This window comes from Streptomyces sp. NPDC089919, assembly GCF_040684615.1.
Taxonomy (GTDB): Bacteria; Actinomycetota; Actinomycetes; order Streptomycetales; family Streptomycetaceae; genus Streptomyces.
In genome coordinates this window covers 21,597-42,723 of record NZ_JBFBGK010000063.1, presented here as the reverse complement: position 1 = coordinate 42,723, position 21,127 = coordinate 21,597, and the positions used below count along the sequence as shown (strand labels likewise).

The 21,127-nt window shown below is 74.2% G+C and carries 14 protein-coding genes; 9 read left to right on the top strand and 5 right to left on the bottom strand.

All coding sequences use genetic code 11. The features are described 5' to 3' along the window. Positions 1 to 117: 117 nt before the first annotated feature. From AB0O40_RS23730 to speB, 3 genes are all read right to left on the bottom strand, one after another. Positions 118 to 3,990 (bottom strand): ABC transporter ATP-binding protein, encoded by a 3,873-nt coding sequence (locus tag AB0O40_RS23730; protein ID WP_365045160.1) that lies wholly within the window; start codon positions 3,988 to 3,990, stop codon positions 118 to 120. Between the two features lie 503 nt (positions 3,991 to 4,493). Continuing rightward, positions 4,494 to 6,179: a thiamine pyrophosphate-binding protein gene (locus tag AB0O40_RS23725; protein ID WP_365045138.1), complete on the bottom strand. Its 1,686-nt coding sequence runs from the start codon at positions 6,177 to 6,179 to the stop codon at positions 4,494 to 4,496. 44 nt (positions 6,180 to 6,223) lie between these two features. After that, positions 6,224 to 7,195 carry an agmatinase gene (speB, locus tag AB0O40_RS23720; RefSeq protein WP_365045135.1) on the bottom strand — a complete coding sequence of 324 codons (972 nt, stop codon included), beginning with the start codon at positions 7,193 to 7,195 and terminating at the stop codon, positions 6,224 to 6,226. A gap of 134 nt (positions 7,196 to 7,329) precedes the next feature. Between speB and AB0O40_RS23715 the strand changes: the two genes are divergently transcribed. Genes AB0O40_RS23715 through tesB form a run of 3 tightly spaced genes read left to right on the top strand, consistent with a single transcriptional unit; the run spans position 7,330 to position 11,244 of the window. Next, positions 7,330 to 9,117 carry a PucR family transcriptional regulator gene (locus tag AB0O40_RS23715; protein WP_365045133.1) on the top strand — a complete coding sequence of 596 codons (1,788 nt, stop codon included), beginning with the start codon at positions 7,330 to 7,332 and terminating at the stop codon, positions 9,115 to 9,117. A gap of 58 nt (positions 9,118 to 9,175) precedes the next feature. Next, a complete protein-coding gene (locus AB0O40_RS23710) occupies positions 9,176 to 10,333 on the top strand; it encodes an acyl-CoA dehydrogenase family protein (protein ID WP_365045130.1) in 1,158 nt (385 codons plus the stop codon). A gap of 5 nt (positions 10,334 to 10,338) precedes the next feature. Beyond that, complete coding sequence (tesB, locus tag AB0O40_RS23705; RefSeq protein WP_365045127.1) at positions 10,339 to 11,244, top strand: acyl-CoA thioesterase II; 906 nt, start codon at positions 10,339 to 10,341, stop codon at positions 11,242 to 11,244. A 45-nt stretch (positions 11,245 to 11,289) separates the two neighbouring features. On the opposite strand, the gene AB0O40_RS23700 is transcribed toward tesB, so the two are convergent. Next, positions 11,290 to 12,081, bottom strand: a complete 792-nt coding sequence (locus tag AB0O40_RS23700; RefSeq protein ID WP_365045125.1) for a phosphatase — start codon at positions 12,079 to 12,081, stop codon at positions 11,290 to 11,292. A 90-nt stretch (positions 12,082 to 12,171) separates the two neighbouring features. Beyond that, positions 12,172 to 12,750 carry a TetR/AcrR family transcriptional regulator gene (locus AB0O40_RS23695; RefSeq protein WP_365045122.1) on the bottom strand — a complete coding sequence of 193 codons (579 nt, stop codon included), beginning with the start codon at positions 12,748 to 12,750 and terminating at the stop codon, positions 12,172 to 12,174. Positions 12,751 to 12,838: 88 nt separating this feature from the next. Between AB0O40_RS23695 and AB0O40_RS23690 the strand changes: the two genes are divergently transcribed. The 6 genes from AB0O40_RS23690 to AB0O40_RS23665 all read left to right on the top strand — a co-directional run bounded on the left by AB0O40_RS23690 (position 12,839) and on the right by AB0O40_RS23665 (position 20,824). Beyond that, positions 12,839 to 14,455: a carboxyl transferase domain-containing protein gene (locus AB0O40_RS23690; protein ID WP_365045119.1), complete on the top strand. Its 1,617-nt coding sequence runs from the start codon at positions 12,839 to 12,841 to the stop codon at positions 14,453 to 14,455. Positions 14,456 to 14,460: 5 nt separating this feature from the next. Beyond that, positions 14,461 to 16,482 (top strand): biotin carboxylase N-terminal domain-containing protein, encoded by a 2,022-nt coding sequence (locus tag AB0O40_RS23685; RefSeq protein ID WP_365045116.1) that lies wholly within the window; start codon positions 14,461 to 14,463, stop codon positions 16,480 to 16,482. Continuing rightward, positions 16,479 to 17,417: a hydroxymethylglutaryl-CoA lyase gene (locus AB0O40_RS23680; RefSeq protein WP_365045113.1), complete on the top strand. Its 939-nt coding sequence runs from the start codon at positions 16,479 to 16,481 to the stop codon at positions 17,415 to 17,417. The genes AB0O40_RS23685 and AB0O40_RS23680 overlap by 4 nt, the downstream gene beginning before the upstream one ends. A gap of 7 nt (positions 17,418 to 17,424) precedes the next feature. Further along, on the top strand, positions 17,425 to 18,585 hold the full coding sequence (locus AB0O40_RS23675; protein ID WP_365045110.1) for an acyl-CoA dehydrogenase family protein: 1,161 nt from the start codon (positions 17,425 to 17,427) through the stop codon (positions 18,583 to 18,585). A gap of 188 nt (positions 18,586 to 18,773) precedes the next feature. Then, positions 18,774 to 19,814 carry an ABC transporter substrate-binding protein gene (locus AB0O40_RS23670; RefSeq protein WP_365045107.1) on the top strand — a complete coding sequence of 347 codons (1,041 nt, stop codon included), beginning with the start codon at positions 18,774 to 18,776 and terminating at the stop codon, positions 19,812 to 19,814. Positions 19,815 to 19,879: 65 nt separating this feature from the next. Then, on the top strand, positions 19,880 to 20,824 hold the full coding sequence (locus AB0O40_RS23665) for a siderophore-interacting protein (RefSeq protein WP_365045104.1): 945 nt from the start codon (positions 19,880 to 19,882) through the stop codon (positions 20,822 to 20,824). The last annotated feature ends 303 nt before the right edge of the window (positions 20,825 to 21,127 follow it).

Sequence of the window (21,127 nt, the reverse complement as noted above, 5' to 3'; positions counted from 1 at the left end):
CCTCGACCCCTCACCGTCCGAACGCCAGTACCTACCTCGGACGCGCGGGGGCACGGCTTGGTTGCATCCCGCACCGGGGTGGCGGAGAAACGCTCCTGCGCCCACCGCCTCCCGCGGTCAGGCCGCGGCGCGCTCGTCCTGGCCGATGAAGGTCCGCCACAGCCGGGCGTACCGGCCGTCCAGGGCCAGCAGCTCGGCGTGGGTGCCGTCCTCGACGACCCGGCCGCGGTCCATCACGACCACCCGGTCCGCGCGGGCGGCGGTGGTCAGCCGGTGCGCGACCACCAGGGTGGTGCGGCGGCCGGCCAGCCGGTCGGTGGCCTGGTTGACCAGCGCCTCGGTCGCCAGGTCCAGGGCGGCGGTGGCCTCGTCGAGCAGCAGGACGTCCGGGTCCACCAGCTCGGCCCGGGCCAGCGCGATCAGCTGGCGCTGACCGGCCGAGAGGTTCCGGCCGCGCTCGGCGACCGGGTGCAGGTACCCGCCGTCCAGGGTGGCGATCATGTCGTGGGCGCCCACCGCCCGGGCGGCGGCCTCCACCTCGGCGTCGCTCGCGTCCGCCCGGCCGTAGGCGATGGCGTCCCGGACCGTGCCGGCGAAGAGGTACGACTCCTGCGGGACCACGCCCAGCCGGTGCCGGTAGCCGGTGAGGTCCAGCTCGCGCAGGTCGGTGCCGTCGGCGGTGACCCGGCCGCCGGTCGGGTCGTAGAACCGCGCGACCAGCTTCACCAGGGTGGACTTGCCGGCGCCGGTCTCGCCGACGAAGGCGACCGTCTGGCCCGCCGGTATCCGCAGGTCGATGCCGGCCAGCGCCTCGCCCTTGCGGTCGGCCTCCTCGGGCGTGCCGTACGCGAAGTGCACGTCCTCGAAGGCGATCTCGCCGCGCAGGGCGCCGACCTCGCGGGGCCGCTCCGGCTGCGGGGTGCGGGTGGGCTCGCGCAGCAGCTCCTGGATGCGGCCCAGCGAGACGGTGGCCTGCTGGTAGCCGTCGAAGACCTGGGAGAGCTGCTGGACGGGGGCGAAGAAGAGGTCGATGTAGAGCAGGTAGGCGACCAGCGCGCCGGTGGTGAGGGTGCCGGCGTCGACCCGGCCGGCGCCCACGATCAGCACGGCCGCCGAGGCCAGCGAGGAGAGCAGCTGGACGAAGGGGAAGTACACGGATATCAGCCACTGGCCGCGCACCCGGGCCTCGCGGTAATCGTCGCTGCGGGCGGCGAACCGCTCGGCGCCGGCCCGCTCGCGGCGGAAGGCCTGCACGATCCGCAGCCCGGAGACGGACTCCTGGAGGTCGGCGTTGACCACCGAGACGCGGTCGCGGGCCAGCTCGTACGCCTTCACGGAGCGGCGGCGGAAGACGATGGTGCCGATCACCAGCAGCGGCAGGGTGGCGAAGACGATCAGGGCCAGCTCGACGTCGAGGACGAGCAGGGCGACGAGGATGCCGAAGAAGGTCAGCACCGAGACCACGGCCGTCACCAGGCCGGTCTGCAGGAAGGTGCTGAGCGCGTCCACGTCCGTGGTCATCCGGGTCATGATCCGGCCGGTCAGCTCGCGCTCGTAGTAGTCCAGGCCGAGCCGCTGGAGCTGCGCGAAGATCTTGACGCGCAGGCTGTAGAGCACCCGCTCGCCGGTCCGGCCGGTCATCCGGGTCTCGGCGACCTGGGCCGCCCACTGGGCCAGTACGACGACCAGCGCGAGGCCGGCCGCCACCCAGACGGCGCCCAGCGCGAGCCGGGAGACGCCCTCGTCGATGCCGTGCCGGATCAGCACCGGCAGCAGCAGGCCGGCGACGGCGTCCACCGCGACCAGACCGAGGCTGACCGCCAGCGGGGCCCAGAAGCCGCGCAGCAGCCGGCGCAGGCCGTAGCTGTCCTCGGGCGCCGCGGCCCGGGCCTCGTCCACGTCGGGGGTGTCGGTGGCCGGCGGCAGCGCGGCCACCTGGGCCAGCAGCTCGGGGGTGGCGGGCATGCCGGCCACCGCGGAGCCCATGCTGTGCGGCGGGCCGGCCGGGGAGCCGGCGGGAGCCGCACCCGCGGCGGGGGCGGCCGCGGGGGTCTCCTCCTCCGCGCGCCGCCACAGCTCGGGGGTGACGGCGTCGGCGACCCGGCGCTTGGCGCTGACCGGCTCGGCGTCGATCTCCGCCTCGGCCTCCAGGTCCAGCTCGAGCTCCAGCTCGGCCAGGGTGGCGGCCTCGGCCGTGTCCAGCCCGGCCGCGGCCTGGCCGGCCGGGTCCGGGGAGCCGCCGGCCAGGGCCTCCGGGTCGGTCAGCAGCCGCCGGTACAGCTCCGAGCGGCGCTCCAGCTCGGCGTGGGTGCCGATGTCCGAGAGCCGGCCGCGGTCCAGGACGGCGATCCGGTCGGCCAGCGCCAGGGTGGAGCGGCGGTGGGCGATCAGGAGGGTGGTCCGGCCGGCCATGACCGAGCGGAGCGCTTCGTGGATCTCGTGCTCGATGCGGGCGTCCACCGCGGAGGTGGCGTCGTCCAGGAGCAGCAGCCGGGGGTCGGTGAGGATGGCGCGGGCCAGGGCGAGGCGCTGGCGCTGCCCGCCGGAGAGGGTCAGGCCGTGCTCGCCGACCTTGGTGTCGTACCCGTCGGGCAGGGCCTCGATGAAGCCCTCGGCCTGGGCGGCCCGGGCGGCGGCGCGGATCTCCTCGTCGGTGGCCTCCGGGTGGCCGTACGCCAGGTTGGCGCGGACGGTGTCGGAGAAGAGGAAGCTGTCCTCCGGGACCAGGCCGATGGCGGCGCGCAGGGAGTCCTGGGTCAGCTCGCGGACGTCGTGGCCGCCGACCCGGACGGTGCCGTCGGTGACGTCGTAGAAGCGGGGCAGCAGCAGCGAGACGGTGGACTTGCCGCTGCCGGAGGCGCCGACCACGGCGACGGTCTCGCCGGGGGCGATGGTCAGGCTGAGGCCGTCGAGGACCGGGCGGGCCGGGTCGTAGCCGAAGGAGACCTTGTCGAACTCGACGGTGGCGGGGGCGTCGGCGGGCAGCTCGGTCGTGCCGTCCTCGATCACCGGCTCGGTGTCGATCAGCTCGAGGACCCGCTCGACGCCGGCCCGGGCCTGCTGGCCGACGGTCAGGACCATGGCGAGCATCCGGACCGGGCCGACCAGCTGGGCGAGGTAGGTGGAGAAGGCGACGAAGGTGCCGAGGGTGACCTGGCCGCGGGTGGCCATCCAGCCGCCGAGGGCCAGCATCGCCACCTGGCCGAGGGCGGGGACCGCCTGGAGGGCCGGGTTGTAGCGGGAGCTGAGCCGGATGGTGCGCAGCCGGCCGGCGAAGAGCCGGCGGCCGGTCTCGCGGAGCTTGTCGGTCTCCTGCTCCTCCTGGCCGAAGCCCTTGACGACCCGGACGCCGGTGACGGCCCCGTCGACCACGGAGGCGACGGCGGCGGCCTGGCCCTGGGCCCACCAGGTGGCGGGGAAGAGCTTGGCGCGGCTGCGCTTGGCTATGAACCACAGGGCGGGGGCGATGGCCAGGGCGATCAGGGTGAGCAGCGGCGAGAGCCACAGCATGATGCCGAGGGACATGCCGAAGAGGAGGAAGTTCCCGATGGTCATCGGGAGCATGAAGAGCAGGCCCTGGATCAGCTGGAGGTCGCTGGTGGCGCGGCCGACGACCTGACCGGTGGAGAGCTCGTCCTGCCGGCGGCCGTCGAGCCGGGCGATGGTGTCGTACATCTCGGTGCGCAGGTCGTGCTGGACGTCGAGGGCCAGCCGGCCGCCGTAGTACCGGCGTATGTAGGTCAGGACGTACCCGACGAGGGCGGCGGCGACCAGCGCGGCGGCCCAGGGGGTCATGGACTTGCTCTGCCCGACGATGACGTCGTCGATGATCACCTTGGTGATCAGGGGGACGACGGCCATCAGGGCCATGCCCGTCAGCGAGGAGCCGAGGGACAGGAGGACGTTGCGGCGGTAGCGCCAGGTGTAGCCGGCGAGCCGGCGGGCCCAGCCGCGCGCGGGACCGCTTCCGGCCGCCGCGTCCCCCGCCACCGTGCTGTGCTGTGCTGGTCCGGCTGTCTCTGCCGCCGCCACGTGGAGCCTCCCCGTATCGTCCTGTCCTGCCGGACAGCCCAACACGTGGAGCTGCGGATTTCATCCCGCCGCAACAAACCACCGGTCGCACGAGGGCGCACTCCGGGGGCGCACGACCACCCCCCTTGCGCGTCTCCGCCCCACCCCGACCACCCCCCGAGCGACGCGTTCAAGCCACACCGTCACTACGCCGCACGGGTGCGGTCCCGCTGCCCGGCCGGGCCCCTACCTGTACGCCCCGCCGCGGGCGGTCGGGATGTGTGGGGTAGCCGCTTGACGGGTCGTGGCAGGCTGGTCCGGCGGCGGACCCGGGCCTGGGATCGCCGCAGGCGACGGCGAAGCCGCGAAGTCCCAGGGTTGGTCCTGCCGCAGGGCCCGCAGGCCACGACCCGTCAAGCGGCGCGGGGCCCCGCACATCCCGACCGCCCGCCCCGAAGCCCCCCCCCCGGGGAGGACCCCCCTCACCCCAGATGCGTGGCCGCGAACATCCGCAGCCGCACCGGCAGGACCACCACCGACGGCCCCGGCGTCGCCAGGGACTTGGCCAGGTCGGTGGCCAGGTCGTCCGGGGTGGTGGTGACCGCCGGGACGCCGAAGGCGGCGGCGAGGGCGGTGAAGTCGGGGCGGACCAGTTCGGTGGCCTCGGTGGCGCCGTACTCCTGGTCCATGTACTCGCGCAGGATGCCGTACCCGCCGTCGTCCACGATCAGCCAGGTGACGTCCAGCCCGTGCTGCCTGGCCGTGGCCAGCTCGGCGAGCGAGTACATCGCCCCGCCGTCGCCGGAGACGGCCAGCACCGGGGTCCCCGGCTCGGCCGCGGCGGCGCCCAGCGCGGCCGGGAAGGCGTAGCCCAGGCCGCCGGCGCCCTGGGCCGAGTGCATCGTGTTGGGGTGCCGGGCGTCGAAGGCGGACCAGGCCCAGTACGACAGGATCGTCATGTCCCAGAAGGACGGCGACCGGTCCGGCAGCGCCTGCCGCACCGCCCCCAGCACCGCCAGCTCGGCCCCGAGGTCCTGCTCCGCCAGCCGGACCCCGATCTCGCCCAGCACCATCCGCACCCGCTCCGGCGCCCACGGGTCCGGTCGCTCGCCGACCGTCTCCAGCAGGGCCATCAGGGCCAGCCGGGCATCGGCGTGGATGCCGAGGGCGGGGTGGTTGGACTCCAGCTTGCCGAGGTCGGCCTCGATCTGGATCACCCGGCCGCCCGGGAAGAAGGTGTGGTAGTTCGAGGACAGCTCGCCCAGCCCGGAGCCGACCACCAGCAGGACGTCCGCGTCCTCCAGGAAGTCGGTCATGTGCCGGTCCTCCAGCCACGACTGGAGCGAGAGCGGGTGGGTCCAGGGGAAGGCGCCCTTGCCGCCGAAGGTGGTGACCACCGGTGCGTTGATCCGCTCGGCGAGCTGCCGGAGCTTCTTCGCGGCGTCGGCCCGCACCACCCCGCCGCCCGCGATGATCACCGGCCGGCTCGCGGTCTCCAGCCAGTGCGCGGCCAGCGCGGTCAGCTCCGGCCGCGGGGCCAGCTCGGGCGGGCTCGGGTCCACGCCGGTGACCTCGGGGAGCACCGTCTCGGCGGCCAGCACGTCGGCCGGCACCTCCACCCAGACCGGTCCGGGCGGGGCGGTCAGCGCCGACTCCCAGGCCGCCGCGACCGCGGAGGGGATCTGCGAGGCGGTCCGGGCCACGTGCACCGACTTGACCACGTCGCGGAAGGAGGCCTGCTGGTCGCGCAGCTCGTGCAGGTGGCCGCGCCGGCCGCCGCCGAGCCCGGCCGCGGGCACCTGCGAGGAGATGGCCACCACCGGCGCCGAGGCCGCGGCGGCCTCCTGGAGCGCGGCGAGCGAGGTCAGCGCGCCGGGTCCGGTGGACAGCAGCAGCGGCGCCGCCTCACCGGTGATCCGGCCGTACGCGTCGGCGGCGAAGCCCGCGTTGTTCTCCATGCGCAGCGCGATCAGCCGCAGCCCGGAGCGCCGGACCGCGTCGAAGAGGGGCAGCGCGTGCTGCCCCGGGAGCCCGAAGACGGTGGTCGCCCCGAGCCCCTGGAGCGTTTCCACGACCAGGTCCCCGCCGGTCCGGCCGGGCGGCGGCGACAGGGCCGCCGCCGTCTGGGCCTCGGTGGGACGGAGTACCAGGTCGTGGTCGTGCGTCACGCGCGTGTCAGCCCTTCGGGTTCGCCGTCGCCGCCACGCTGCGCCTAACGGCCCTGTCGGCCCGCGGCGATCTGACGGCTCATGATCGTCGTCAGCTCGTACGCGGTGTGCGAGGCGGCGACGGAGGTGATCTCGGCGTGATCGTACGCCGGGGCGACCTCGACGACGTCCGCCGAGACCAGGTTGCAGGAGGAGAGCCCCCGGATGATCTCCAGCAGTTCGCGGGAGGTCATGCCGCCCGCCTCGGGCGTGCCGGTGCCGGGCGCGTGGGCCGGGTCGAGCACGTCGATGTCGATGGAGATGTACAGCGGGCGGTCGCCGATGCGCTGGCGCAGCTGGTCGGCGACCTCGTCCGCGCCGCGGCGGTAGACGTCGGCGGAGGTCACGATGCCGAAGCCCATCTTGGCGTCGTCGTCGAGGTCCTGCTTGCCGTACAGCGGGCCGCGGGTGCCGACGTGGGACAGCGCCTCGGTGTCGAGGATGCCCTCCTCCACCGCGCGGCGGAACGGCGTGCCGTGGGTGTACTCGGCGCCGAAGTACGTGTCCCAGGTGTCGAGGTGGGCGTCGAAGTGGAGCAGCGCGACCGGGCCGTGCTTCTTGGCGACCGAGCGCAGCAGCGGCAGCGCGATGGTGTGGTCGCCACCGAGGGTCATCAGGCGGGAACCGTTGCCCAGCAGCTCGTCGGCGGCGGCCTCGACCGTCTCGACGGCCTCGTTGATGTTGAAGGGGTTCACCGCGATGTCACCGGCGTCGGCGACCTGCGCGAGGGCGAACGGCGAGGCGTCCTGGGCCGGGTTGTACGGGCGCAGCAGGCGGGAGGCCTCGCGGATGGCGTTGCCGCCGAAGCGGGCGCCGGGGCGGTAGGAGACGCCGGAGTCGAAGGGCACGCCGACCACGGCGACGTCGGCGGAGCCGACCTCGTCCAGCCGGGGCAGCCGCGCGAAGGTCGCGGGACCGGCGTACCGCGGGATCCGGGAGGAGTCGACGGGGCCGCGGGGCGTCTGCTCGGTGCTCATGAGGGGGTGCCCTTCTGTGTCATACCGCCCGGGTGGGGTGCCGCCCCGGGTCTCTTTCGAGGGTAGGTGGCCCTCGCGTGCGGACGAAGTGTACGTTTCCTCCACCTACCGTCGCCGATATGTACGGACCCTCCATGCCGAAGCCGTCCGATCCCCTCGAACCGCCCTCCGCTCCGGCCTCCGCCGAGCCCGTCCCTAGCGGGGCCGCGGGCGGGCGGGGGTCGGTGGGCCCGGCCGGCGCCGGCGCGGCCGGTGCGGGGCCCGGGGCTCCGGTCGGGCCCGGGCCGGAGAGCGCACCCGTGGCGCTGGAGGCGTTGCTGGCGGACCAGGGGCTCGGGCTGCGCCGGGCGGGCGGCGGGGCCGAGGTCCCGGTGTACGGGGTGCACGCCTCGGAGATGGCCGACCCCTCGCCCTACCTCCTGGGCGGGGAGCTGTTGCTGACCGCGGGCCAGGAGCTGGGGCCCGGGGCGTACGAGGGGTACGTCGAACGGCTGGTCGCGGCCGGGGTGGCAGCGCTCGGTTTCGGCGTGGCGCCGGTGCACGCGGAGGTACCGCAGGACCTGGTGCGGGCCTGCGACCGGCTGGGCCTGGCGTTGGTGGAGGTACCGCCCGGCACCCCCTTCAGCGCCGTGGCCCGGACGGTCTGGCGGCTGATGGCCGCGGCCCGCACGCGCGAGCTGCGGCGGGTCACCGAGGCGCAGCAGGCCCTGGCTGCCGCGGCCACCCGCCCGGACCCGCTCCCCGCGGTCCTGGCCCGACTCGCCGCCACCCTGGGCGGCTGGGCGGCGGTCCTCCCACCGCCCGCGGCGCCGGAGGCCGCGCCCCCGCTCCATTCCGCCGGGCCGACGCCCGCCGCCCCCGCGGCGGCCGCGCTGGCGGGGCTGGCGCGGCGGGTGGCCGCCGGCGGGGCGGCCTCCGCCGCGGAGACGGTGGCCGGCACGCACCTGGCCGTGTACGCCCTCGGCACCCCGGGCGGGGCCGGCGGCGGACCGCTGCTGTGCACGGCCACGCCCCGCCGGCTGCCCGGGGACCACACGATCGCCGGGGTGGCCGCGGTGCTCCTCACCCTGCTGACCGGCCGCCGGGCCGGGGGCGGCGGCGAGGGGGCCGCGCTCCTGCGGCTCCTGCTCGGCGGCGACCCGGCGGACGCCCTCGGCGGCGGCAGCTGGACCGTGGTCCACGCCCGCGGCAGCGGCGACCCCGCCGAGCTCGCCGCGGCGCTGGGCACCACCTTGTACGCGGCCGAGGGCCCGTCCGTACGGCTGCTCACCGACCACCCGACGACCCCCCGGCCGGGCTGGCGGCTGGGCCTGAGCGCCCCGGTGGACCTCGGCCCGCCCCGCACGCCCGGTCCGGGCACCCCGGCGGCACCCGAGCCGGCCGGCACCTCCACGGCGTCCGGTCCCGGCGCGCCCCCCGCGGACCTGGCCGTGGCCGACGCCCAGGCCGCCCGGGCCCTGGAGCGGGCCGAGGCGGCCCGGGCGCCGCTGGCCCGGCACGCCGATGCGGGGCTGGCCGGCCTGGTCGGGGCGGCCGAGGCCGGGGCGTACGCGGCCGCCCTTCTCGCCCCGCTCCCGCCCGCGCTGCGCGCGACCCTGCGCTCCTGGCTGGCCCACCACGGCAGCTGGGACCGCACCGCCGCCGCGCTCGGGATCCACCGCAACACCGTCCGCCAGCGGATCGCGAAGGCCGCGGCCCTCCTGGACCGCGAGCTGGACGACCCGGACACCCGAATGGACCTGTGGTTCGCCCTGGGCGCGGCGGAGCGGACCGGCCGGCCCCGCCGCCCCGGCGGCGGCCGGTCGCGCCTCGAGCGGGGCTTCGGGTATGGCGTGAAACCGTCGTGGGGAGGACCGGGCGGGGATGTGACGCAGCCGCTCCGCGCGCCTCTGGACAGCCCCGGTGACTGCCCGGTAACTTAATAAGCTGAGCAAGCGCTTAGCCAAGGCGGCGGACCGCCGCGACGGATGGGAGGCGGCCGTGCGCCGTACGGTATTCAACGAGGACCACGAGGCGTTCCGGGAGACCATCCGGGCCTTCATCGAGGCCGAGGTCGTCCCCGTCTACGACGACTGGTTCGCGGCCGGACAGGCGCCGCGCGACTTCTACTACAAGCTCGGCGAGCTGGGCGTCTTCGGGATCAACGTCCCCGAGGAGTTCGGCGGCGCGGGCCTGGACACCCACAAGTTCGAGGCCGTCCTGTACGAGGAGACCTCCCGCGCGGGCGTCAACTTCGGCGGCTCCGGCGTGCACGTCCTGCTCGCCCTGCCGTACATCAAGATGCTCGCCACCGACGAGCAGAAGAAGCGCTTCCTGCCGAAGTTCGTCTCCGGCGAGGAGATGTGGGCGCTCGCGATGACCGAGCCGGGCACCGGCTCCGACGTCGCCGGCATGAAGACCACCGCCAAGCTCTCCGAGGACGGCACGCACTACGTCCTCAACGGCTCCAAGACCTTCATCACCGGTGGCGTGCACGCCGACCGCGTGATCGTCTGCGCCCGCACCTCCGCCCCGAGCGAGGACGACCGCCGCTTCGGCATCTCCCTCTTCGCGGTGGACACCAAGTCCGAGGGCTACTCCATCGGCCGCAAGCTCGACAAGCTCGGCCTGAAGACCTCCGACACCGCCGAGCTGGCCTTCGTCGACGTCAAGGTCCCGGTCGAGGACCTGATGGGCGAGGAGGGCAAGGGCTTCTACTACCTGGGCCACAACCTCGCCTCCGAGCGCTGGGGCATCGCCTTCGGCGCGTACGCCCAGGCCGCCGCGGCCGTCCGGTTCGCCCAGCAGTACGTCACGGACCGCACGGTCTTCGGCAAGCCGGTGGCCCACTTCCAGAACACCAAGTTCGAGCTGGCCGCCTGCCAGGCCGAGGTGGACGCCGCCCAGGCCGTGGCCGACCGCGCCCTGGAGGCCCTGGACGCGGGCGAGCTGACCCCGGCCGAGGCCGCCTCCGCCAAGCTCTTCTGCACCGAGGTCGCGCACCGCGTGATCGACCGCTGCCTCCAGCTGCACGGCGGCTACGGCTACATGAACGAGTACCCGATCGCCCGCCTGTACGCCGACAACCGCGTCAACCGCATCTACGGCGGCACCAGCGAGATCATGAAGTCGATCATCGCCAAGTCGATGGGCCTGTAACCCTCTTGGCCGAGTCCGAAGCCGCCGCGTCCGCACCGGACGCGGCGCTGGCCGACCTCCTCGACCTGCTCGACCTGGAGCAGATCGAGGAGAACATCTTCCGCGGCACCAGCCGGACGTCCCTGGTGCCGCGGGTGTTCGGCGGCCAGGTAGCCGCACAGGCCCTGGTGGCCGCGGGCCGCACGGTCCCCGGCGACCGGCTGCCGCACTCGCTGCACTCGTACTTCCTGCGCACCGGCGACTCCGGCGCGCCCATCGTGTACTCCGTGGACCGGATCCGCGACGGGCGGTCCTTCACCACCCGCCGGGTGGTCGCGGTGCAGCACGGGCAGCCGATCTTCCACCTCTCCGCGTCCTTCCAGACGTACGAGGAGGGGCTGGAGCACCAGAGCCCGATGCCCCCGGCGCCCGACCCCGAGTCGCTGCCGACGGCCGCCGAGGCGCTGCCGCGCTACCGCGACACCTTCCGCGACCCGGGCACCGTCGAGCGGCTGCTCGAGGCGCGCGGCGCGGTGGACCTGCGGTACGCGACCACCCCGCCCTGGGGTTCGGTCGGGCAGCCCACCGAACCGCGCTCGCAGGTGTGGTTCAAGACCCGCGGCAAGCTCGTGGACGATCCCCTGCTGCACATCTGCCTGGCCACGTACGTCTCCGACATGACGCTGCTGGACGCGGTGCTGCTCGCGCACGGCCGCGGCGGCTGGGCGGTGGGCGACGTGGTCGGCGCCTCGCTGGACCACGCGATGTGGTTCCACCGGCCGTTCCGCGCCGACGAATGGCTGCTGTACGACCAGGAGTCCCCCTCGGCCCACGGCGGCCGCGGCCTGGGCCAGGCCCGCATCTACACCCAGGACGGCCGCCTGGCCATCACCGTCATCCAGGAGGGCGTGGTCCGGGTCCCCCGGGCCTGACCGCCGCGCCCGGCCGGCCTCGGTCCGGCCGGGTCGCGGACGCCGTCACACCAGGCCCGCCGCGTCCAGGAGGTAGGCGGTCATCGGGTCGTAGTAGCGCGGGTCGCGGACGTGGTCGTCGAGGGGGACGACCACGTCGAGCGTGCCCTCGGCCTCGCCGAGGAAGAGCGCCGGGTCGTTGCAGTCCGCGTACCCGACCGCGTCGAGCCCGCGCTGGCCCGCGCAGCCGGCCCAGCCGTGGTCGGCGACGACCAGGTCGGGCGCCGGCCGGCCGGCCGCGGCCAGCCCGTCCAGGATCGCCGCCATCGGCGCCGGCGAGTGCGTGTGCCACAGGGTCGCGCCCCGCTCCAGCACGGCGACGTCGGCGAACTGCCACACCTGGCCCTCGTCGGCGGTCAGCCCCGCCGGGATCACCACGATCTCGCAGCCGGCCGCCCGCAGCGCGGCCGCCGTGGCCCGGTGGACGTCCAGGAGGCCACCCGGGTGACCGGTGGCCAGCAGGACGGCCTGCCGGTCCACGGCCGCCTTGCGCAGCCGGGCCGCCATCCGCTCCAGGCCGTCGACGGTCAGCTCGGGGTCGATGGTGTCCTGGCCGGCCCGGTGGGACGGGTCGTCGACCACGCCGCACCGCTCGGCCATCACGGCCAGCACGTCCTGCTCGTCGCTCCAGCGGTCCCCGAGCTCCAGGCCCAGCCAGTAGTGGCGGTCGCCGTTGGCGAGCTTGCGGTAGTGGCTGAGGTTGTTCTCGCGCGGAGTGGCCACCTGTCCGGCGATCCGGGTGCGGACGAGATGGTCGACGAGTTCGGCGCGGCTGGGTGTCCCCGTGGATATCGGCATGAGGATCATTCTGCCGCCGCGGGCCGGACCACGGGCGCTCCGTCCCGCTCCCCGGACACCTCGTCCGCCCCGTGCGTCAGCCCGTGCGCCTCACTCCCCCAACGCCGCGAACGCCCCGTACGCCAGCCGCCGCAGCAGCGACTCCGTCGCCTCCCGGCCCAGCGGGCCCAGGTGCGGGGTGGAGTTCAGCAGGCCGAAGACGGCGTGCACGGCGACCCGCACCTCGGCCTCCGGCACCTGCGGGTGCAGGGCGCGCACCGCGGCCACCCACAGCTCGACGTACTGCCTCTGGAGCTGGCGGACCAGCTTGCGGTCGGCCTCGCGCAGCCGGTCGAGCTCGCGGTCGTGCAGGGTGATCAGCGGCCGGTCGTCCAGGGCGAAGTCGACGTGCCCGTCGATCAGCGAGGACAGCAGCGCCGCCGGGTCGCCGTCCGCCTCGGCCACGCGGTAGCGGCCGCCGGTCAGCAGCCGCTCGCTGATGCCGACCAGCAGCTCGGCGAGCATCGCGTCCTTGCCGGCGAAGTGCCGGTAGAGGCCGGGCCCGCTGATGCCGACCGCGGCGCCTATCTCGTCCACGCCCACGCCGTGGAAGCCGCGCTCGGCGAAGAGTCGAGCGGCCTCTTTGAGGATCTGCTCACGACGGCTCGGGGCGGCGGCTTTGGTGCTCATGGGAATTCATTCTAGACAGCGCGGTTAGCGCTCGTTAACCTCTAGGAAACGCGTTAACGCTCATTAACCGAGCAAGGGAGCTCGAGGGATGCAGCAGGCACCAGTGCTGGCGAGCGCCGCCGATCCGGCGTCCGAGGCCTGGCGGGCCAATGAGTCGGCCCACCAGGAGCTCACCGACGGCCTGCGGGCCCGGCTCTCCGCGGCCCGGGAGGGCGGCGGCGAGAAGGCCCGCGCCAAGCACACCGCGCGCGGCAAGCTGCTGCCCCGCGACCGGGTGGACACCCTCCTCGACCCGGGTTCCCCCTTCCTGGAGCTGGCCCCGCTGGCCGCCGAGGGCATGTACGGCGGCGCCGCACCGGCCGCCGGCGTGATCGCCGGCATCGGCCGGGTCAGCGGCCGCGAGTGCGTGATCGTGGCCAACGACGCCACCGTCAAGGGCGGCACCTACTACCCCATGACGGTCAAGAAGCACCTGCGCGCCCAGGAGGTGGCCCTGGAGAACCACCTCCCCTGCCTCTACCTGGTCGACTCCGGCGGCGCCTTCCTGCCGATGCAGGACGAGGTCTTCCCGGACCGCGAGCACTTCGGCCGGATCTTCTACAACCAGGCCCGGATGTCCGGCGCCGGCATCCCGCAGATCGCCGCGGTGCTCGGCTCCTGCACGGCCGGCGGAGCGTACGTCCCGGCCATGAGCGACGAGGCCGTCATCGTCCGCAACCAGGGCACGATCTTCCTGGGCGGCCCGCCGCTGGTGAAGGCCGCCACCGGCGAGGTGGTCACGGCCGAGGAGCTGGGCGGCGGCGAGGTCCACTCCCGGGTCTCCGGAGTCACCGACCACCTCGCGGAGGACGACGCGCACGCCCTGCGGATCGTCCGCAACATCGTCGCCACCCTGCCCGAGCGCGGGCCGCTGCCCTGGGAGGTGACCGCCCCCGAGGAGCCCAAGGTCGACCCGGCGGGGCTGTACGGCGCGGTGCCGGTGGACTCCCGCACCCCGTACGACGCCCGCGAGGTGATCGCCCGGATCGTGGACGGCTCCCGCTTCCAGGAGTTCAAGTCCGAGTACGGCCAGACGCTGGTCACCGGCTTCGCCCGGATCCACGGCCACCCCGTCGGCATCGTCGCCAACAACGGCATCCTGTTCTCCGAGTCCGCCCAGAAGGGCGCCCACTTCATCGAGCTGTGCGACCAGCGCGGCATCCCGCTGCTGTTCCTCCAGAACATCTCCGGCTTCATGGTCGGCCGGGACTACGAAGCCGGCGGCATCGCCAAGCACGGCGCCAAGATGGTGACCGCGGTGGCCTGTGCCCGGGTCCCCAAGCTGACGGTCGTGGTGGGCGGTTCCTACGGCGCCGGCAACTACTCGATGTGCGGCCGGGCGTACTCCCCGCGCTTCCTGTGGATGTGGCCCAACGCCAAGATCTCCGTGATGGGCGGCGAGCAGGCCGCGTCCGTGCTGGCCACCGTCAAGCGCGACCAGCTGGAGGCCCGCGGCGAGTACTGGTCCCGGGACGAGGAGGACGCCTTCAAGGACCCGGTGCGCGCCCAGTACGACGAGCAGGGCAACGCCTACTACGCCACCGCCCGGCTGTGGGACGACGGCGTGATCGACCCGATGGAGACCCGGCAGGTGCTGGGCCTCGCGCTGACCGCCTGTGCCAACGCCCCGCTGGGTGAGCCCGGCTTCGGCATCTTCCGGATGTGAGGACGATGTTCAACTCTGTTCTGGTCGCCAACCGCGGTGAGATCGCGGTCCGCGTCATCCGCACCCTGCGGGAGCTCGGCATCCGGTCGGTCGCGGTCTTCAGCGACGCGGACGCCGACGCCCGGCACGTCCGCGAGGCGGACACCGCGGTGCGGATCGGCCCGGCCGCCGCGGCCGAGAGCTACCTGTCGGTGCCCAAGCTGATCGACGCGGCCCGGCGCACCGGCGCGCAGGCGGTCCACCCCGGGTACGGCTTCCTCGCGGAGAACGCCGCCTTCGCGGCGGCCTGCGCGGAGGCCGGGCTGGCCTTCATCGGCCCCCCGGCGGCAGCGATCTCGCTGATGGGCGACAAGATCCGCGCCAAGGAGACCGCCAAGGCCGCCGGGGTGCCGGTGGTCCCGGGCTCCTCGGGCAGCGGGCTGACCGACGCCGAACTGACCGCGGCCGCCGAGGAGATCGGCATGCCGGTGCTGCTGAAGCCCTCGGCGGGCGGCGGCGGCAAGGGCATGCGGCTGGTGCGCGACGCCGCCCTGCTGGGCGAGGAGATCGCGGCCGCCCGCCGCGAGGCCCGGTCCTCCTTCGGCGACGACACGCTGCTGGTGGAGCGGTGGATCGACCGGCCCCGGCACATCGAGATCCAGGTCCTGGCCGACTCCCACGGAAACGTCGTGCACCTCGGCGAGCGCGAGTGCTCGCTGCAGCGCCGCCACCAGAAGGTGGTGGAGGAGGCCCCCTCGGTGCTGCTGACCGAGGAGATTCGTTCCGCCATGGGCGAGGCGGCGGTCTCCGCGGCGCGTTCCTGCGGGTACGTGGGCGCGGGCACGGTCGAGTTCATCGTGCCGGGCGGGGACCCGTCCTCGTACTACTTCATGGAGATGAACACCCGCCTCCAGGTCGAGCACCCGGTCACGGAGCTGGTGACGGGCCTGGACCTGGTCGAGCAGCAGCTGCGGGTGGCCGCCGGCGGGGCCCTTCCGCTGACCCAGGCGGAGGTCCGGCTGACCGGGCACGCCATCGAGGCGCGGGTCTGCGCGGAGGACCCGGCGCGCGGCTTCCTGCCCTCGGGCGGGCGGGTGCTGGGCCTGTCCGAGCCGTCCTCCTCCTCTCCCGCCGCCGTCGTCCGGTCCGACTCGGGCCTGACGGCCGGCGTGGACGTCGGCAGTACGTACGACCCGATGCTGTCCAAGGTCATCGCCTGGGGCCCGGACCGGGCGGCGGCCATCCGCTCGCTGCGGTCCGCCCTCGCCGAGACGGTCATCCTGGGCGTCCCGACCAACGTCGGCTTCCTGCGCCGCCTCCTCGACCACCCCTCGGTGGTCTCCGGCGACATGGACACGGGCCTGGTCGAGCGCGACCTCCCGGACCTCCTCCCGGAGGGCGTACCCGCCGAGGTGTACGCGGCTGCGGCCCTGCTGGCCGCCGCGCCCGCCCCCGCCGCGGGCGGCTGGGTCGACCCGTTCTCCTCCGCCAACGGCTGGCGCCTGGGCGGCACCCCCGCCTGGACCGTCCACCCCTTCCGCATCCCCGGCCAGGACCCGGTGGCAGTCCGCACCCGCACGGCGGGCGCGGGCGTCGACGTCCTGCTGCCAGGGGCGGACGGGCCCGCGACGGCCCGTACGGTCAGCCTCGGTGCGGACCGGCTGACGGTCGAACTGGACGGCGTCACGCACCACTTCCGGTACGCCGCCTCCCCGGAGGGGACCTGGCTCGGCCGGGACGGCGACACCTGGCACGTCATCTCCCACGACCCGGTCGAGGCGAGCCTGACCGGCCGGGGCCACGCCGGCGCCGACACCCTCGCCGCCCCGATGCCCGGCACCGTCACCGTCGTCAAGGTCGCGGTGGGCGACACGGTCGCCGCGGGCCAGAGCCTGCTGGTCGTCGAGGCGATGAAGATGGAGCACGTCATCTCCGCCCCGCACGCCGGCACCGTCACCGAACTGGACGTCACCCCCGGGGCCACCGTCGCGATGGACCAGGTCCTCGCCGTGGTCACCCCCGACGCGGACGCGGAGGAGACGGCATGAGCGCCCCGGGCCTGCCCATGACCGTGCCGGCCGCCGGCCTGCCCGCCCGGGTCCGGATCCACGAGGTCGGGGCCCGCGACGGCCTGCAGAACGAGAAGGCCACGGTCCCGACCGAGGTGAAGGCCGAGTTCATCCAGCGGCTGGCCGCCGCCGGCCTGACCACCGTCGAGGCGACCAGCTTCGTGCACCCCAAGTGGGTCCCGCAGCTCGCGGACGCCGAGGACCTCTACCCCCGGCTCGCCGGGCTCGGCGTCGACCTGCCGGTCCTGGTGCCCAACGAGCGCGGCCTGGACCGCGCCCGGGAGCTGGGCGCCACCCGCATCGCGGTCTTCGGCTCGGCCACCGAGACCTTCGCCCAGCGCAACCTCAACCGCTCGGTCGCCGAGTCCCTGGCCATGTTCGAGCCGGTGGTGGCCCGGGCCAAGGCCGACGGGATGCACGTCCGCGGGTACCTGTCGATGTGCTTCGGCGACCCCTGGGAGGGGGCCGTACCGGTCCCGCAGGTGGTGCGGGTCGCCAAGGCACTGCTCGACCTCGGCTGCGACGAGCTGAGCCTGGGCGACACCATCGGCGTGGCCACCCCCGGCCACGTCGCGGGCCTGCTGGGCGAGCTGAACGCCACCGGCGTGCCGACCGACCGGATCGGCGTGCACTTCCACGACACCTACGGCCAGGCGCTGGCGAACACCCTGGCCGCCCTGCAGCACGGCGTCACCACCGTCGACGCCTCGGCGGGCGGCCTCGGCGGCTGCCCGTACGCCAAGAGCGCCACCGGCAACCTGGCCACCGAGGACCTGGTGTGGATGCTCGACGGCCTCGGCGTCGAGACCGGCGTCGACCTGGCCGCCCTCACCGCCACGAGCGTGTGGATGGCCGACCGGCTGGGCCGGCCCAGCCCCTCCCGCACCGTCCGCGCCCTCTCCCACAAGGAGTAAGACAGACATGCCCCTCGACCACCGGCTCACCCCCGAGCACGAGGAACTCCGCCGCACCGTCGAGGAGTTCGCCCACGACGTGGTGGCCCCCAAGATCGGCGACCTCTACGAGCGCCACGAGTTCCCCTACGAGATCGTCCGCGAGATGGGCCGGATGGGCCTGTTCGGCCTGCCGTTCCCGGAGGAGTACGGCGGCATGGGCGGGGACTACCTCGCCCTGGGCATCGCCCTGGAGGAGCTGGCCCGGGTCGACTCCTCGGTGGCGATCACCCTGGAGGCCGGGGTCTCGCTCGGCGCCATGCCGATCTACCTCTTCGGCACCGAGGAGCAGAAGCAGCAGTGGCTGCCGAAGCTGTGCTCCGGCGAGGTGCTGGGCGCCTTCGGCCTGACCGAGCCCGGCGCCGGCAGCGACGCCGGCGGCACCCGCACCACCGCCGTCAAGGACGGCGACCAGTGGGTCATCAACGGCTCCAAGTGCTTCATCACCAACTCGGGCACCGACATCACCGGCCTGGTCACGGTCACCGCCGTCACCGGCCGCAAGGCGGACGGCCGGCCGGAGATCTCCTCGATCATCGTGCCCTCGGGCACCCCCGGCTTCACCGTCGCCGCCCCCTACTCCAAGGTCGGCTGGAACTCCTCGGACACCCGCGAGCTGTCCTTCGACGACGTCCGGGTCCCGCTGGCCAACCTGGTCGGCGCGGAGGGGCGCGGCTACGCCCAGTTCCTGCGGATCCTGGACGAGGGCCGGATCGCCATCTCGGCGCTGGCCACCGGCCTGGCCCAGGGCTGCGTGGACGAGTCGGTCAAGTACGCCAAGGAGCGGCACGCCTTCGGCAAGGCCATCGGCGACAACCAGGCGATCCAGTTCAAGCTGGCCGACATGGAGATGCGCGCCCACATGGCGCGGATCGGCTGGCGGGACGCGGCCTCCCGGCTGGTGGCGGGCGAGCCCTTCAAGAAGGAGGCGGCGATCGCCAAGCTGTACTCCTCCACGGTCGCGGTGGACAACGCCCGTGACGCCACCCAGATCCACGGCGGGTACGGCTTCATGAACGAGTACCCGGTGGCCCGGATGTGGCGCGACTCGAAGATCCTGGAGATCGGCGAGGGCACCAGCGAGGTGCAGCGGATGCTGATCGCCCGCGAACTGGGCTTCGCCTCCTAGTCGTTCGCCCCGCAGTCCGAGACCCGACCCGGAGCCCCCGCGAGCCCTTCGCGGGGGCTCCGGCGCGTCCGGGCGGCGGCGCGACGGGGCGAGGTGAGGACCCCCTTACCGCGAACGGATGAGGTTAGGCTAACCTACGTTCCAAATGGCCCCGAGGCCACCCGAAACGCGCACGAAAGCGGACACCCATGCCCCAGTCCCGACCCTCCCGCCTCTCCCGCCGCGGCGTCCTCGCCGCCGGCACCGCACTCTGCCTGGGCGCCGTCCTGGTCGGTTGCGGTTCCGACTCGGGCGACAAGGACAAGGGAACGGACGCGGGTGCCGCCAAGACCGCCGCGGGCCCCTGGAGCTTCAAGGACGACCTGGGCAAGACCCTGACCGCGAAGTCCACCCCGAAGAACGTCGTGGCCTTCACCGGCACCGCCGCCGCACTCTGGGACTACGGCGTCCACGTCAAGGCGGTCTTCGGCCCCACCAAGACCAAGGACGGCAAGCCGGACGTCCAGGCCGGTTCGATGGACATCTCGAAGGTGGAGATCCTCGGCAACGTCTACGACGAGTTCAACGTCGAGAAGTACGCGGCCCTGGAGCCCGACCTGCTGGCCACCAACACCTGGGACGGCACGTACTGGTACGTCCCGGCCGCCTCCAAGGACAAGATCCTCGGGCTGGCCCCCGCCGCCGCCATCGCCGCGGGCGGCAACGTCACCATGGACAAGGCCCTGGCCCGCACCGCGGAACTGGCCACGTCGCTGGGCGCCGACATGAACGCCAAGGCGACCGTGGCCGCCAAGACCCGCTTCGAGGCCGCCTCCGCCAAGCTCCGCGCCGCCACCAAGGCCAACCCCGGCATCAAGGTGCTGGTCGGCTCCGGCTCCCCCGACCTCTTCTACGTCTCCACCCCGGACACCGCGGCCGACCTCAAGTACTTCAAGAGCCTGGGCGTCGACTTCGTCACCCCGCAGAAGCTGGACCAGGGCGGCTTCTTCGAGAGCCTGAGCTGGGAGAACGCCGGCAAGTACCCGGCCGACGTGATCATGCTCGACAACCGCACCGGCACCCTGCAGCCCTCGGACCTCAAGGCCAAGCCGACCTGGGCCGGGCTGCCCGCGGTCAAGGCGAACCAGGTCGTGCCGCGCGTGGCCGAGCCCATCTACTCGTACGACAAGTGCGCGCAGCTGCTCGAGGACCTGGCCAAGTCCATCCAGAGCGCCAAGAAGACCGGCTGACCGCACCGCACCGGCCGGGCCGTCCGCGGCGGCCCGGCACCGAACTCCCCGGGGGGACCCACCGCATGACCGCCACCGAGCCCGAGGCACCGGCCGAGGTACCGGCCGCCCAGCACTTCGGCTTCTTCGCCCTGGAAGTGCTGCGCACCCGCCGGATCGGCCACTCGTTCCTGCGCGTCACCTTCGGCGGCGAGTCGCTGTCCGGGTTCCGCTCCGGGGGCTACGACCAGAGCCTGTCGCTCTTCCTGCCGCCGGCCGGGGTCGAGCACGCCGAGCTGCCCGCCACCGGCGAGGACACCTGGTTCGCGGCCTGGCGCGGGATGCCGGACGAGAGCCGCCCGGTGATGCGCTCGTACACGGTGCGCGAGCAGCGCCGCACCGCCGAGGGCGCCGAAGCGGACGAGCTGGACATCGACTTCGTGCTGCACGGCGAGTCCTCCCCGGCCTCCCACTGGGCGGGCCGTGCGGTGGCCGGCAGCCGGATCATGGCGATCGGCCCGCGGGTGGCGCAGAACAAGTCGGTCCGCTTCCAGCCGGAGGCGGCCGAGGGCGGCCTCCTGCTGATGTACGCGGACGAGACCGCCCTGCCGGCGGCCTTCTCGATCCTGGAGCGGCTGCCCGAGGCGGCCCGCGTCCGGGCCTTCTTCGAGGTCCCGCACGCGGAGGACCGGCTGGTCCCGCTGACCCCGGCCGAGGCCCACCTCACCTGGATCGTCCGCGACGAGGCCGGCCCCGGCCGCACCGAGCGGGTGGTGGCCGCGGTCCGCGCCGCCGAGCTGACCGGCCCGGGCGATCCGGGTACCGGCGCCCCCGAGGGCACGTACGCCTGGCTGGCCGGCGAGGCCGGCACGGTCCGCGCGGTGCGCCGGCACGTCGTCCAGGAGCGCTCGGTGGACCGCCGCGCGGTGCGCTTCACCGGCTACTGGCGCCTCGGCGCCAGCGAGGAGCAGCTCCTCGCCGAGGCGTACGCCGGCCAGGCCCCCGACGAGGAGCCCGACGCGGCGCTGTAGGGCCTGTCTTCCGGATCATGCCTGGCCCGAGACGCCTGGCACCGGCTCCCCGCACGCGGCGAGCCCCCCGAACCGCTGGCCGGTACGTCCGAACGGCCCTGACCCCGGCCAGCACCCGAAGCGGGCGCACCCTCCCCGAAACCCGGCCCCTCGGGGGGTGCGCCCGCTTCCTCTCGTCTCCGGGACGTCGCCGGTCAGCCGGTCGGAGGTGTCCCGGGACGTCCCTGGGATCCCGGGACCCCCGGAACACGGTCGGGGGTGGGCTACGTTCCAGCCCGGCTCACACCTCGACATCCACACGGG